At 64.7% G+C, this 12,342-nt stretch carries 14 protein-coding genes; 9 read left to right on the forward strand and 5 right to left on the reverse strand.

Going from position 1 to position 12,342, the window contains the following annotated elements; all coding sequences use genetic code 11:
• The first annotated feature begins 129 nt into the window (after window positions 1–129).
• From XH81_RS37390 to XH81_RS37400, 3 genes are all read left to right on the forward strand, one after another.
• Window positions 130–345 (forward strand): hypothetical protein, encoded by a 216-nt coding sequence (locus tag XH81_RS37390; RefSeq protein WP_080670301.1) that lies wholly within the window; start codon window positions 130–132, stop codon window positions 343–345.
• Between the two features lie 134 nt (window positions 346–479).
• On the forward strand, window positions 480–1,541 hold the full coding sequence (locus tag XH81_RS37395; RefSeq protein WP_028144788.1) for a glycosyltransferase family 4 protein: 1,062 nt from the start codon (window positions 480–482) through the stop codon (window positions 1,539–1,541).
• A gap of 12 nt (window positions 1,542–1,553) precedes the next feature.
• The gene (locus tag XH81_RS37400; RefSeq protein WP_271596810.1) at window positions 1,554–2,555 is read left to right on the forward strand and encodes a L,D-transpeptidase family protein; all 1,002 of its coding nucleotides are present in this window, start codon (window positions 1,554–1,556) and stop codon (window positions 2,553–2,555) included.
• Window positions 2,556–2,593: 38 nt separating this feature from the next.
• Here XH81_RS37400 and XH81_RS37405 read toward each other — a convergent pair whose 3' ends face one another.
• The 3 genes from XH81_RS37405 to XH81_RS37415 form a co-directional block, all read right to left on the reverse strand.
• Window positions 2,594–3,010, reverse strand: a complete 417-nt coding sequence (locus XH81_RS37405) for a cupin domain-containing protein (RefSeq protein WP_028144786.1) — start codon at window positions 3,008–3,010, stop codon at window positions 2,594–2,596.
• 50 nt (window positions 3,011–3,060) lie between these two features.
• The gene (locus XH81_RS37410; protein ID WP_028144785.1) at window positions 3,061–3,804 is read right to left on the reverse strand and encodes an SDR family oxidoreductase; all 744 of its coding nucleotides are present in this window, start codon (window positions 3,802–3,804) and stop codon (window positions 3,061–3,063) included.
• A gap of 360 nt (window positions 3,805–4,164) precedes the next feature.
• On the reverse strand, window positions 4,165–5,244 hold the full coding sequence (locus XH81_RS37415) for a methyl-accepting chemotaxis protein (RefSeq protein ID WP_028144784.1): 1,080 nt from the start codon (window positions 5,242–5,244) through the stop codon (window positions 4,165–4,167).
• A gap of 273 nt (window positions 5,245–5,517) precedes the next feature.
• On the opposite strand from XH81_RS37415, the gene recJ reads away from it, so the two are divergent.
• The 3 genes from recJ (at window position 5,518) to XH81_RS37430 (ending at window position 9,153) form a co-directional block, all read left to right on the forward strand.
• On the forward strand, window positions 5,518–7,359 hold the full coding sequence (recJ, locus tag XH81_RS37420) for a single-stranded-DNA-specific exonuclease RecJ (RefSeq protein ID WP_028144783.1): 1,842 nt from the start codon (window positions 5,518–5,520) through the stop codon (window positions 7,357–7,359).
• A gap of 91 nt (window positions 7,360–7,450) precedes the next feature.
• Entirely contained in the window at window positions 7,451–8,260 is an 810-nt protein-coding gene (locus tag XH81_RS37425; RefSeq protein WP_028144782.1) for an SDR family NAD(P)-dependent oxidoreductase, read from the forward strand.
• A gap of 95 nt (window positions 8,261–8,355) precedes the next feature.
• Complete coding sequence (locus XH81_RS37430; protein WP_028144781.1) at window positions 8,356–9,153, forward strand: aldolase; 798 nt, start codon at window positions 8,356–8,358, stop codon at window positions 9,151–9,153.
• A gap of 119 nt (window positions 9,154–9,272) precedes the next feature.
• On the opposite strand, the gene XH81_RS37435 is transcribed toward XH81_RS37430, so the two are convergent.
• On the reverse strand, window positions 9,273–10,502 hold the full coding sequence (locus tag XH81_RS37435) for a lytic murein transglycosylase (protein ID WP_028144780.1): 1,230 nt from the start codon (window positions 10,500–10,502) through the stop codon (window positions 9,273–9,275).
• A 149-nt stretch (window positions 10,503–10,651) separates the two neighbouring features.
• Here XH81_RS37435 and XH81_RS37440 point away from each other — a divergent pair, with 149 nt between their 5' ends.
• Both XH81_RS37440 and XH81_RS37445 read left to right on the forward strand, forming a co-directional pair.
• Complete coding sequence (locus XH81_RS37440) at window positions 10,652–10,912, forward strand: hypothetical protein (RefSeq protein WP_028144779.1); 261 nt, start codon at window positions 10,652–10,654, stop codon at window positions 10,910–10,912.
• A gap of 71 nt (window positions 10,913–10,983) precedes the next feature.
• On the forward strand, window positions 10,984–11,235 hold the full coding sequence (locus tag XH81_RS37445) for a hypothetical protein (RefSeq protein ID WP_028144778.1): 252 nt from the start codon (window positions 10,984–10,986) through the stop codon (window positions 11,233–11,235).
• A 20-nt stretch (window positions 11,236–11,255) separates the two neighbouring features.
• On the opposite strand, the gene XH81_RS37450 is transcribed toward XH81_RS37445, so the two are convergent.
• Window positions 11,256–11,789 (reverse strand): MarR family winged helix-turn-helix transcriptional regulator, encoded by a 534-nt coding sequence (locus XH81_RS37450; RefSeq protein WP_028144777.1) that lies wholly within the window; start codon window positions 11,787–11,789, stop codon window positions 11,256–11,258.
• Window positions 11,790–11,843: 54 nt separating this feature from the next.
• On the opposite strand from XH81_RS37450, the gene XH81_RS37455 reads away from it, so the two are divergent.
• Window positions 11,844–12,323 carry a carboxymuconolactone decarboxylase family protein gene (locus tag XH81_RS37455; protein WP_028144776.1) on the forward strand — a complete coding sequence of 160 codons (480 nt, stop codon included), beginning with the start codon at window positions 11,844–11,846 and terminating at the stop codon, window positions 12,321–12,323.
• The last annotated feature ends 19 nt before the right edge of the window (window positions 12,324–12,342 follow it).

Genomic DNA, 12,342 nt, shown 5'->3' on the forward strand with positions numbered 1-12,342 from the left:
ACGCACCAGGAAGCAAGCGCTTGCTGCACTCGCCTTGCGGGCAGTATTAGACTTTCGGGAAAAACTGGAAACTTCCGCCGTCGCGACGAGTTGGCGTCCCATGAACATCTTCACGTCGGAGCTGGGAACATGGTCGACGACGGCCCGCTACGAACAGCGGTCGATACCGCATGGTGCGCGTACCGCGCGCGGCATCGCGATGTCGATGCTGCCGACGGCCGTCGCTGCCTGCTCGAGCGCCATCTGCGAGGGAGACGGGAAGCGCGAGAGAGCGACGGCGACGCCCAGGAACTCACGGGTTTCGGGCTTGCCTATCTCGAGCGGCTTTCCGATGACTCATGTTGATGTCGCTTGAGAGACTCCTGTGCCGCCTGGCGCGCGCAAGCGCCAGACCGGCTTGGACGTTGCTCGCGATTTCGAACCTCCTGTCCGCAGCCATCGTGCTGATCGTCCGATCAGCGATATAGCGGCGGGCTATCATGCGTATCGCTCAGCTTGCTCCCCTGGCCGAAAGCGTCCCTCCAAAGCTCTACGGCGGCACCGAGCGGGTAGTCGCCTGGCTGGTCGACGACCTCGTCAAGCTTGGACACCACGTCACGCTATTTGCCAGTGGCGACTCCCGGACGACCGGCAAGCTTCACCCGGTATGGCCACGCGCGCTGCGACTGGGCCGAAAGGGCGCGGATCCCGGGGCGGCCAGCGCGATGCTGCTGGAAGCGATCGCGAAGCGGGCGAGGGAATTCGACGTGATCCACGCGCATGTCGACTGGCTGCCACTGCCGCTGCTCACTCGCCTTGGCGTGCCGTTCCTCACGACCACGCACGGCCGCCTCGACCTGCCGGGGTTACCGGACGTGATCCGGCAATTCCCCGAGGCAAGCTTCGTGTCGATTTCCGATCACCAGCGCTTGCCGCTTCCCGATGCGAAATGGATCGGAACGATTCAGCACGGATTGCCGTCGGAGCTGTTGCGCCCCTCCTATGAGGACGGATCCTATCTGGCATTTCTTGGTCGTCTGACCGCCGAGAAGGGGCCGGAGGACGCTATCCGGATCGCGCACGCGGCCCGGATGCCTCTCCGCATCGCCGCAAAGATCCCACGCGCCGAGACCGCCTACTTCAGGAAGCACCTCGAGCCCCGGATCGACGGCGAAAAGATCCAGCTCATCGGTGAAGTCGATGACATCAAAAAGCAGGCCTTCCTCAGCGAGGCGGCCGCGCTTTTGTTTCCGATCGACTGGCCGGAACCTTTCGGGCTGGTCATGATCGAGGCGATGGCCTGCGGCACGCCCGTGATCGCCTACCGTTCCGGCTCCGTCCCTGAGGTGATAGAGCACGGTGTGACCGGCTTCATCGTCGAGAACGAGGAGCAGGCGGTCAAGGCCGTCGACGAACTGGGCAAGCTGGATCGAAGGAAGGTGCGTGCCCGCTTCGAGGAACGCTTCACCGCACGCCGAATGGCGCGGCAGTATGAACAACGGTATCGCGAGCTGGTTGCCGCTGCAGCCCCAGGGTTCAACATGCAACCGCAGGAAACCTGAAAGGAGGCGGCGATGTCCCTGACGAAAACGGGGCAGATTTGCATCTCACTTTTCTTTGCCCTGGCGGCGGCCTCGCCAGCGTTTGCTGCCGAGATGTCGGCGGAAGCCGTCAATTCTGCCCAGCCAACGAAGAAGAGCCTCTCGAATGAGAAGCCGACCCCGGCGGGCGTGCGCTTGCAGGTCCTCCTGGATCGGGCGCACTTCTCGCTAGGCGAGATCGACGGCAAGTTCGGAGAGAATGCCAGGAAAGCGCTGCGGGCCTATGCGGAAGCGCGGCAATTGCCGAGTTCCGATACCCTATCGGACGATGTTTGGAAGGCGCTGCAAGCGGATGACCGGCCGGCGACCGCGACCTACACCATCGCCCAGCAGGACGTGGCGGGTCCTTTCCTGACCAGGCTCCCGTCGAAGATGGAAGACATGAAGGACATCCCGAAGCTCGGCTACACCAGCCCGCGCGAAGCGCTGGCCGAGAAATTCCACATGAGTGAGCAACTCCTGGAGATGCTCAACCCCGGGCGCCATTTCGACCGGGCGGGCGAGATTATCGTCGTGGTCAACATTGGCAACGAGGGCAATGGTGCACCTGCCAAGGCCGACAGGGTCGAGGTCGACAAGGTCAGGCAGACGGTAAAGCTGTTCGATAAATCAAATGTCATGATTGGATTCTATCCCGCGACGGTCGGAAGCGAAGACAAGCCTTCGCCTTCGGGCACGCTCAAAGTCACGGAAATCAGCCGCAATCCGTACTATCGCTATAATCCCGACTATCACTTCAAGGGCGTCCGTTCCCGCACGCCCTTCAAGATCAGGCCTGGTCCGAACAATCCGGTCGGCACTGTCTGGATCAACCTGTCGGCTGAAGGCTACGGCATTCACGGCACGCCTTCGCCGGGCAAGATCTCCAAGGCGGAATCTCACGGCTGCGTGCGTCTCACCAATTGGGACGCCGAACGCGTCGCGGCGAGCCTGTCGAAAGGCACGCCAGTCGTTTTCGTCGAGAGTCCCAATTGACGCTGGTGGCAATCGCCAGCCAGCCTGCCGGTCTGGCGCTACTTCGCAAGAGGCGTCGTCAGCTGCTTGTCGGCCGTATCCACCACGAACACGGCCAGCAGCTTGGCAGGCTCGGTATCGCTGGCGTTCGCGCTGATGCCGTGGCGGTCGCCGGGGCTTTCGGAAAAGTTCTCGCCCTTTTGAAAGACCTTGGCCGGGCCGTCATTGACCTGACTGCGGATCGCGCCTTCCAGGACGGTGGCGTAGATGAAGGCGGAGGGCGCGTGGATGTGGGCCGGCGACGAGCCCCCGGGACCATATTCGACCAGCACGCCCTTCATGCTCTTGCCGGGGACATTTGGCAGCGCCTGGTCAAATACGACGGTGACCTTGGCCGATGGTGCTGCCGTCTCGGCCGCATGGACCGTCAGGACAGACGCGGCGTAAACCGCCGTTGCGATCAGCAATCTGCGCATGGGATTTCCTTCATTGCCGTTTCTGTATTGATTGCGGCACTGGCGGCCCCTCAGAGGCGCGCGAGCCATGTTGCGAGCGGCGTCTTCCCGAGCCGAGCCTCGCCGAGCGGGTTCAGCGATGTGTCCTGAATGGAAGCGCCGTAATATTGCGCTTTTGGGTCGCCGACCACCGTACGGCTGTCGCCGGAGGCTTTCTGGCGGCGCGCGACGAACTCATTGAAGGGGGCCTTCTCGGGGCCTGCGATGTCGATGGTGCCATTCAGCGGCCGCCCCGTCGCGATCTCTGCGAGGCAATCGACCACGTCGTCGGCGGCGATCGGTTGAAACAGCGCCGATGGAACGACGATCTTGTCTCCGGCCGCTCCCGCCTCGCCAATGGCGCCGAGGAATTCGAAGAACTGCGTGGCGCGGACGATAGAGTAGGGGACCGCGGAGGCCTTGACGATGGTCTCCTGGGCGAGCTTGGCACGGAAATACGCGATGTCGGGCGAGCGGTCGGTCCCCACGATCGAGAGCGCGACGTGATGCTTGACGGCTGCGGCGGCCTCGGTCGCGGCGAGATTTCGGCTCGAGCGCTCGAAGAACTCGAGCACGGCGGCGGGCTCCCAAGACGGCGCATTGGCCACGTCGACCACGACATCCGCGCCGGCCAGCGCCGCCGCGAGGCCTTCCCCGGTCACGGCGTTCACGCCCGATTTCGGCGAGGCCGCTACCGCGTCATGACCCTGCTGTTTGAGCTTCGCCACGAGCTTGGATCCGATCAATCCGGTTCCGCCGATCACGACGACCTTCATGGCATGTCTCCTTGGCATGTGACGAGCGCGAGATGGTTAGCCAGGGCGGACTCGCTCACGTCGATTAAGGTGATGCGAGGCGACTCTATTCGATCAAGGACGCGGGCCTCTTGCCTGTAACGGGCGCGGCTTGCCGGAAACTGCTTCAGAAGCCGGGGTGCGATGTCACAAAACCGCGAAGGGTCGTTCCCTCATGCCGCAAGCACGATCTGCGATGCTCGCAGATTGCCCCTGTTTTGCCCGACGTGTCAAAATGTTTGAGAGAACGAGGAAGCAAGCCCAGCTGAAAACACCAATGAAAGCAGCCCTTTGGCTACTGTGCATGGGGTTGTTTTCGGGTTTTTGAATCGGCCGGCTGTCTCACGTCCCGCAGACGATCACGCCGTACCAGCCGAGCCCGCGATAGGTCTCATAGCCCGGGGTCGCATGGAACGCGACCAGGGCACCCGAGCGGTCATGGTAGAAGCCGGAGCGCTGGCCGTTCAGCGAGATCGAGATGCGCTCGCTGAGGATGCCCTGGCCGTCGGACGCCGCGATGATACGGAAATTCGAATCGACCAGCAGGACGCGGGCCTTGTCGCTGTCGCCGACGCGCACGCCCTGCACGATGGCGCGAGCCTGCGCCTCCCAGTCGAAGTGGATGGCGAGCACGCCAATCGGGGCGCCGTGGGCCTGACCGCCGGCTCGGACGCTGGCGCAATAGGTCGCCACCTGCGCATTGCCCAGCAGCGGCTGGTTCTCGACGTCGCCGGCGACGTAGTCGTCACCGGAGCGCAAGGTTCGCGCCTCGCGAAACCATTTGGTGTGGGCGACGTTCTGGCCGACCACGCGAAAGCGGTCGGCGCGGCCATTGGCGATGACGTTGCCGTCGAGGTCGCAGAGCCAGAGATCGAGATAGACGGTGTAGGCGCCAAGGATCACGCCCAGGCGCTGCGAGGCGTGGGAAATCGCTGCGGCGGCGGACGGCGAGGCCGCGCAATCGACCACGGCGGAATCGGTCGCCCACCAGCGCACATCGCAGGTGCGCTCATAGAGGTTGCGGTCGATCAGCTCGATGGCGTTGAGCGACAGGTCGACCATCCGTTCGCCGCGCGAGCGCTGGCTCATGCGGTCGATCGAGGCGACGAGATCGCCGGTGCGTTTGGTCAATTGGCTTTCGAGCTCGCGCGCGATGGTCTCGACCTGCTGGCCGACGCCGCGCACCTCCTGCGCCACCACCGCAAAACCCGCGCCCTGCGCGCCGGCGCGCGAGCTCTCGATTAGCGCGTTCAGCGCCAGCATCTTCATCTGGTTGGTGATCTGCTGGATCGACTTGGTCTTGTCGACCGCGATCTGGTTGACCTCCGCGGTGAGGCGGTTGATCAGCGCGGAGATGTCGGAATCATCGTCAGCGGGTTCGGTGGCGATCGGCTTGGCTTTCAGACCCAGCGCAGCAGACATCGGGGATTTCCCTTGGCAATGAGGTCTGATCTGCAATGAACCCGGAACAATCGCTTACAGATCGAATACGATTCTTTTTCGAGGATTCCGCCTAACGCCTGCTTAATTTGCTGTTCCGCCGAATGCCCAAATGATAGTCAGTCGGCGCAGCAAATCGGCAATCCACCGCTTTGTGCGGCGCGGAGATTGCAAATCCCTGAGGATTCCGGGTCAATCGTCCTGCAAGCCGGACCGATACCGTCGGCTCCGGGTTCCTCAAACCAATTGCGACCCATGACGCTGCCTGCAACCGCCTTGCCCGTCGAAGCGCCCCAGGCGTTTCTCGGCGTTGCGCGCTCGCTGACCGACAAGCTCTGGCGCGACCGGCTGGATCCCCGCGGAGCGGCCCAGGCGCTCGCCATGGTGCAGCGGCACCAGCTTCCCGAACTGCTGGCCCGGGTATTGGCCGGCCGCGGCGTCGACATCGACGCAGTCGCCGACTTCCTCGATCCGACCATCCGCAAGCTCCTGCCGGACCCCTTTACCGTGACGGAGATGGAGGCCGCGGCGAAGCGGATCGCGGATGGCGCGGCGAAGGGCGAGAAGGTCGCGATTTTCGGCGATTACGACGTCGACGGCGCGACCTCGGCAGCGCTGCTCGCCTGGCACCTGCGCCATTGCGGACTCGATCCGCTGATCCACATTCCCGACCGCATTTTCGAAGGCTACGGGCCCAATGTCGAAGCGGTTCGTGGCCTGGCGGCAAAGGGCGCCACGCTGCTCGTCACCGTCGATTGCGGCACCACCAGTATCGAGCCGCTCGCGGAAGCAAAACGGCTCGGCATGTCCGTGGTCGTGATCGACCATCACCAGGCCGGCACCGAGCTGCCGGAGGTTGACGCGCTGGTCAATCCGAACCGGCTCGATGATCTCTCCGGCCTCGGCCATCTCGCCGCTGTAGGTCTCGTGCTGGTGACGCTGGTTGCGGTCAACCGCGAGCTGCGTCAGCGCGGCTTCTGGAGCACGGAGATGCCCGAGCCCGATCTGCTCGGCATGCTGCATCACGTCGCGCTCGGGACGGTTGCCGACGTCGCGCCCCTGATCGGCCTCAACCGCGCTTTCGTCGCCAAGGGGCTGATCGCGATGCGGCGCCGCGACCATGTCGGTCATACCGCGCTGATGGATGTGGCGCGGCTCAACGGGCCGCCGGAGGCCTGGCATCTCGGCTTCATGCTGGGGCCTCGCATCAATGCCGGCGGCCGCATCGGCCGCGCCGATCTCGGCGTGCGGCTATTGCTGGAAGGCGACAGCGTCGAGGCCGCGCGGATCGCCGCCGAGCTCGACCGCCTCAACAGCGAGCGCCGCGTCATCGAGCAGGCGGCCGAAGCGCAAGCCGAAGCCGAGGCGCTGGCCTCGATCGGGCTCGAGGACAAGCTCAGCGTCATCGTCACGGCGTCCGAAGGCTGGCACCCCGGCGTCGTCGGCCTCGTGGCCTCCCGGCTGAAGGAAAAGTTCTCGCGGCCCGCTTTCGCCATTGCTCTGGAGCCAGGCGGCATCGGCACCGGCTCGGGCCGCTCGATCGCGGGCGTCGATATCGGCAAAGCCGTGCGGCAGGCGGTCACTGACGGAATTCTGCTCAAGGGCGGCGGCCACGCGATGGCCGCGGGCGTGACATTGCGGAAAGAGAAGCTCGCCGAATTCCGCGGCTATCTCGAGAACGCGCTGGCGCAGGACGTCGCGGAGGCGCGCCACGTCAACGAGCTCTATATCGATGGCGCGGTCTCCGCGCGCGCGGTGACGACTGAGCTTGCGGCGACGTTGAACCGTGCCGGTCCGTTCGGCAGCGGCAATCCGGAAGCCGTGCTGGCGCTGCCGGCACACCAGCTCGTTTTTGCCGACGAGGTCGGGCAGGCGCATCTGCGTCTGCGCTTCAAGTCGGGCGATGGCGCCATCGTCAACGGCATCGCGTTCCGCTCGATCGGCCAGAAGCTCGGCAACGCGCTGCTCGCCAACCGCGGCCAGCAACTGCATGTCGCCGGTTCGCTTTCGGTCGACCGGTACCAAGGCGTCGAGCGGGTGCAGTTCCGCGTCATCGACGTCGCGCTACCGGACCAGGGGCCATCCGTGATCAGATGACGCAAGATCTGATGCGACAAACGCGGAACGCGTTTGCGCAGAGATCATGCGTAAAAGATAACGGCCTCAAACAACAAAAAAGGGAGTGAACATGGCAGGGCAGGTTGAGGGCAAGGTCGCGCTGGTGACCGGCGGCGCCTCGGGTATCGGCGAGGCGATCGTCGAGCTGTTCGCGCGCGAGGGCGCGACCGTTGTCATCACCGACATCGATGAGCTGCGCGGGCCCGAGCTCGCCAAGCGCGTGACGAAAGCCGGCGGCAAGGCGATATTCCTGGAGCAGGACGTCACCAGCGAGGAGCGCTGGATCGATATCGTCGCCGAAATCGCCAAGCTCTACGGCAGGCTCGATATTCTCGTCTCCAATGCCGGCATCGGCATCGCCGTGCCATCGATCGTCGACATGACGCTCGCCGACTGGCGCAAGCAGAACGCGATCAATCTCGACGGCGTGTTTCTCTCGGTCAAGCATTGCCTGCCGCTGATGCGCAAGCATGGCGGCGGCTCGATCGTCATGATGTCCTCGCTCGCGGGCCTGCGAGGTTCGCCGGGTCTGTCCGCCTATTCGGCGACCAAGGGCGGCGTGCGGCTGTTCGCCAAGTCGATCGCGATGGAATGCGCGGCGGCCGGCGACGGCATCCGAGTCAATTCCGTGCATCCCGGCATCATCGATACCCCGATCTGGGGCAAGATCCCGACCGGTGCGACCGGCGCCGGCCAGAACGCGCCGATCGATCCCGAGGAGCGTGCCAAGGTCGTCACGCCGCTCGCCCGCGCGGGGCAGGCGGCGGAGATCGCCTCAGGCGTGCTCTATCTGGCCTCCGATGCCTCGCGCTACGTCACCGGCAGCGAGCTCGTCATCGACGGCGGCATGAATGCCGGCGGCGTGCCGCGGCGGGCCTGAGCCGCGCAGGGCAGGGTGGCGGTCGCAGGGGCTGACGCGCAGGCGCCGCCCCTGTACAAGACGGCAGCTTTCGACCGACAGAGGTGTCCTTCGCCATGGCGCACAGCCTCCACGCTTCCTCACCCGCGTCAGCGCCATTCCGCTCGAACCGGCCGGACCTCGCCACCGATGCAATTCGCACCGCACGCGAGGATCTCGCCGCCTGCTTCCGCATGGCCGCGCGCAACGGTTTTGAGGAAGGCATCTGCAACCATTTCTCGGCCGTCGTGCCTGGTCATGACGATCTGTTCCTCGTTAATCCCTACGGCTACGCCTTCCGCGAGCTGACCGCGTCCAAGCTGCTGATCTGCGACTTCCACGGCAACGTGCTCGACGGCGAGGGCGTGCCGGAGGCGACCGCGTTCTACATACATGCCGAGATGCACAAGCGCCTGCCGCGCGCCAAGGTCGCGTTCCATACCCACATGCCCTATGCGACGGCGCTGTCGATGACCGAGGGCGATCCCTTGATCTGGGCCGGCCAGACCGCGCTGAAATTCTACGGCCGCACCGCGGTCGACCGCGACTACAACGGCCTTGCGCTCGACAATCGGGAGGGTGCGCGCATCGCCTCCGCCGTCGGCGATGCCGACATCGTCTTCATGAAGCATCACGGCGTGATGGTGCTGGCGCCCACCATCGCGGAAGCCTGGGACGATCTCTATTACCTCGAACGCGCCGCCGAGGTACAGGTGCTGGCGATGTCGACGGGCCGCAAGGTGCTGCCGGTCGATCCCGCGATCGCGGCCGAGACCTACAGGCAGATGCGCGAGGGCGATTCCGAATCCGCGCGGCTGCATCTCGCCGCGATCCGCAGGCAGCTGGACGCTGAAGAGCCGCAGTACCGGCATTGAGGCAGGCTGTCATTCCGGGGCGCGCCACTCGGCGCGAGCCCGGAATCTATCGTGCAGCAAGCAATGCGGAGGAATGGATTCCAGGTTCTCGCTACGCGAGCCCCGGAATGACGGCGTACCTACGACCCCTGCCGCAGCTTGGCCAGCACCTTCAGCCCGCCATAGCCGTCCGCCGGCGCAATCCCTGCGCGCTGCTGGAAATCCTTGATCGCCTTCATGGTGTCGTTGCCGACCCGGCCGTCGGTGCCGCCGGTGTCGAAACCGGCTTTCGTCAAGCGCGTCTGCATCTCCTGCACCTCGGCGAGCGTCAGCGCGCGCTCGGAGCCGGGGAAGGGCTGGATGAAGGGCGGCGCCCCCAGGCAGCGGTCGCCGAGATGGCAGATCGCGAGCGCATAGTTCATGGAAGGGTTGTAGCTCTTCACGGAATAGAAATTCGGTCCGAGCAGGAAGGTCGGTCCGCCCGCAACCGGCGTCCACATTTGCGCGGATGCGTTTGGCTCCGGGAACGGCTGGCCGTCGGCGCGGGTGACGCCGGCTGACGCCCAGGCCGCATAGGTGCGGCTGCCGCTCATATTGCCGGCGGCGCGCACCTCATAGCCCCAATGCTCGCCGCGATGCCATTTGCCGCGGTTGACGAGATATTTTGCGGTCGAACCCAGCGCGTCGTCGGGCTTGCCGAAGGGCGAGACCTTGCCGTCGCCGTCATAGTCGATGCCGACATTGAGCCAGACTTCCGGCATCCATTGCGAATGGCCCATCGCGCCGGCCCAGGAGCCCTGCATCTGCTCTGGCGTGCTCCAGCCCTTGTCGACGATGCGTAGCGCGTTGATCAGCTCGGTCTCCCAATAGGCCTTCCGGCGCGGCTCGTTCCAGGCGAGTGCGGCGAGCGAGGGAAATACCGGCGTCATGTGGTTCTGCTGCACCAGGGGATCGCCATAAGCGGACTCGACGCCCCACAGCGCCAGCAGCGTGCCGCGCTCGACACCGAAATCCCGCTCGATGCGCGCCAGCAGCGCCTCGTTGTTCTTCAGCGCAATCTTGCCGTTGATGACGCGCCAGTCGGAGACGCGGCGATTGATGTATTGCCAGACCTGCTCGTGGAATTCGGGCTGGCTGCGCATCTGCTTGAACACGCTCATGTCGGGCTCGACCCGTCCCATCGCGCGTTGCCAGGTCGCGGCCGAAATGCCCTTGGCCATCGCACGTGCGCGGAAGCTCTCGCGCCATTCGTCGAAGCCTGGAGGCGCGGCGAGGACGCGTGTCGGGAATGCGAGCAGAGCGGCTGCACCGAACGTCGATTGCAGCAGGCTGCGGCGAGTCGGATGGAGGGAGGAATCAGCGTGCGTCATGGGCACATTGTAGCCCGAAACATGGCCTGTGTGGGTCGGTTCCTGGAACAGCCGCACGGCTGATTCTGCGCGGCCCGGGATCAGGCTTTCTGTCGGAACAAACTGTCGCAGTCCCGCATTCCCTTCGTATCCGGAAGGAGGAAGAGATGATGAGGACATATCTGTTTGCCGCCGCCATGATCACCGCCGTTGCGGCGCCTGCGCTCGCGGATGAAGTCGGCGTTCACGTCGGCCCGGTCGGCGCTGGCGTGACGGTCGGTCAGTCCCACGAGTACCGCGAGCGGGACCGCGATCGCGACCGCACCACCGTCATCAGGGAGCGCGCGCCCTCTGATCGCACCACGGTGATCAAGAAGCAGGATGAATTCGGCAATCGCGAAAAGACCGTGATTCATCACGACAACGACTAACGGAGCAGGCCCCGGCTGATCGCCGGGGCCTCTTCCGCGCACGCAGCCTGTCATCGAGAATTCGAGGTGGAATGAAGATACAAGCGCATGCGGAAAGCCATGTCGTCGAGCTCGACGACGGATCGCGCTGGCAGATTTTTCCGGGCGATCTGGCGATCACGCTGAGCTGGAAGCCCGAAACCACTCTGCACCTGGAGCCGAGCCGCGACCGGGTGACTTCGCACGTGCTGGTCAATGCCACGGATCGATCCCGCGTGCGGGTGATCGCCGCGACCGAGACTTGGCCCGCCGGCGACGTCAAGGACGCGTTGAAGGACGGGTAGGGCTTCGCCAGAGACGAACGTCAATCCACCTGGTCCTGCTGTAAATCAGTCGCAATTCCGGCGAGCCAGCGCCGGATTGTCGTTTCCGCTTTGCTATCCAAACCCCGAGTAAGTCGCTTCTCGAGCGCGATCACACGCTCGCGGCAGTCCTTCAGCAGCGTCGCGCCGCGCGGCGTCAGCGTCCATTGCTGAATGCGGCCGTGGACTGGATGGGGCGTCATCAGAATCGCGCCGTCGCGTTCGAGGTTGCGGATGATGACGCCGACAGTCTGGGGCGTCAGGAAGGTGAGGCGGGCGACGTCGGCGCCTGATAGTCCCGGATACGCGTTGAGCATGGTCAACACCGCGAATTGTGGCGATGTCACGCCGAGATCGGCCAGCGCCCGTTCCATCGTCAGGCGGACCGCGGCATGGGCCTGGCGCAGGAGATAGCCGAGATAACCTTGCTCGCCACGCTTGCCTTCTCCGGGCGCGGGTACACGCACGTCGCCGCTAGGTGCGGTCGCCTTGTACGCGGTTTTGGGTCTTGCGGCGGCTGCGGACTTGCGTGACATATAAGAGCTCTTATAAGATGTAAGCCTTCATACAATAAGACGAGGTGAACGGCAATGTCACATGCCCGTAGCGAATACGAGGATTTCAAGAAGATCGCTCCTGACGTCTATGATCTGGTGCTGGCGCTGGGTCAGCTTGCGGCCAAAGCCGGCCTCGACAAGCAGCTCATCGAGCTCGTCAAGCTGCGCGCCTCGCAGATCAATGGCTGCGCCTTCTGCGTGCAGCATCATGTCCTGCTGTCGGAACGGATCGGCGTTCCCGTCGACAAGCTCCATTTGGTCGCAGTCTGGCGCGAGGCGCCGATCTTTTCGCCGCGTGAGCGCGCCGCGCTGGCCTGGGCCGAGGCGCTGACTGTCCTGCCCGACGGCGTCAGCGAGGACGTCTATGCCGAAGCTGCCCGGGAGTTCTCCGAGACCGAGCTGATGTACCTGACCTCGGCGGTCGCCTCGATCAATGTCTGGAATCGCTTTGGGGCTGCGTTTCGCTGGACGCCGGCGCCGCGGCCGGTGGCCGCGAATGCTGCGGCATCCTGATCGGCACGAAGGGAGGTTA

Source organism: Bradyrhizobium sp. CCBAU 25360 (assembly GCF_028128695.1).
GTDB classification, from domain to species: Bacteria; Pseudomonadota; Alphaproteobacteria; order Rhizobiales; family Xanthobacteraceae; genus Bradyrhizobium; species Bradyrhizobium ottawaense.

Coding starts and splice junctions, on each gene's coding strand:
- XH81_RS37455 (WP_028144776.1), top strand. CDS start 11,844: ATGTCACATGCCCGTAGCGAATACGAGGATTTCAAGAAGATCGCTCCT.
- XH81_RS37400 (WP_271596810.1), top strand. CDS start 1,554: ATGTCCCTGACGAAAACGGGGCAGATTTGCATCTCACTTTTCTTTGCC.
- XH81_RS37395 (WP_028144788.1), top strand. CDS start 480: ATGCGTATCGCTCAGCTTGCTCCCCTGGCCGAAAGCGTCCCTCCAAAG.
- XH81_RS37435 (WP_028144780.1), bottom strand. CDS start 10,502: ATGACGCACGCTGATTCCTCCCTCCATCCGACTCGCCGCAGCCTGCTG.
- recJ (WP_028144783.1), top strand. CDS start 5,518: ATGACGCTGCCTGCAACCGCCTTGCCCGTCGAAGCGCCCCAGGCGTTT.
- XH81_RS37410 (WP_028144785.1), bottom strand. CDS start 3,804: ATGAAGGTCGTCGTGATCGGCGGAACCGGATTGATCGGATCCAAGCTC.
- XH81_RS37450 (WP_028144777.1), bottom strand. CDS start 11,789: ATGTCACGCAAGTCCGCAGCCGCCGCAAGACCCAAAACCGCGTACAAG.
- XH81_RS37445 (WP_028144778.1), top strand. CDS start 10,984: ATGAAGATACAAGCGCATGCGGAAAGCCATGTCGTCGAGCTCGACGAC.
- XH81_RS37440 (WP_028144779.1), top strand. CDS start 10,652: ATGAGGACATATCTGTTTGCCGCCGCCATGATCACCGCCGTTGCGGCG.
- XH81_RS37405 (WP_028144786.1), bottom strand. CDS start 3,010: ATGCGCAGATTGCTGATCGCAACGGCGGTTTACGCCGCGTCTGTCCTG.
- XH81_RS37415 (WP_028144784.1), bottom strand. CDS start 5,244: ATGTCTGCTGCGCTGGGTCTGAAAGCCAAGCCGATCGCCACCGAACCC.
- XH81_RS37430 (WP_028144781.1), top strand. CDS start 8,356: ATGGCGCACAGCCTCCACGCTTCCTCACCCGCGTCAGCGCCATTCCGC.
- XH81_RS37390 (WP_080670301.1), top strand. CDS start 130: ATGGTCGACGACGGCCCGCTACGAACAGCGGTCGATACCGCATGGTGC.
- XH81_RS37425 (WP_028144782.1), top strand. CDS start 7,451: ATGGCAGGGCAGGTTGAGGGCAAGGTCGCGCTGGTGACCGGCGGCGCC.